Annotated in this window: 1 protein-coding gene; it reads left to right on the forward strand. The window is 45.1% G+C overall.

All coding sequences use genetic code 11. The features are described 5' to 3' along the window. A partial coding sequence (locus ACWHAR_RS30440; RefSeq protein ID WP_452088854.1) for a translation initiation factor IF-2 N-terminal domain-containing protein occupies positions 1-566 on the forward strand: 566 nt, incomplete at both ends.

Consider the following 566-nt stretch of genomic DNA (forward strand, 5'->3'; position numbering starts at 1 on the left):
GCCTGTAAAGCCGAAAAAAGAGCTTCCTGAGAAAATTACATTCTCTGGCACTTTAACAGTTGGCGCACTTGCTGAAGAGCTTGGCAAAGAGCCATCAGAAATCATTAAAAAGCTGATGCTTCTTGGCGTAATGGCAACCATTAACCAAGAGCTTGATAAAGACACAATCGAACTCATTGCATCAGAATATGGTGTTGAAACAGAAGAGGTCATTGTGCTTGAAGAAACAGAGCTGGAAAAATACGAAGAGCCTGATAATGAAGAGGATCTTGAAATTCGTCCTCCTGTCGTGACAATCATGGGCCACGTTGACCATGGGAAAACAACGCTTCTTGACAGCATCCGTAAAACAAAGGTTGTTGAAGGGGAAGCAGGCGGAATCACTCAGCATATCGGCGCTTATCAAATTGAAGAGAACGGCAAGAAAATCACGTTCTTGGATACACCGGGCCACGCCGCATTTACAACAATGCGTGCACGCGGTGCAGAAGTAACTGATATTACGATTCTTGTCGTAGCTGCCGATGACGGTGTCATGCCGCAAACAGTTGAAGCGATTAACCATG

Source organism: Bacillus sp. LR--39 (assembly GCF_053613335.1).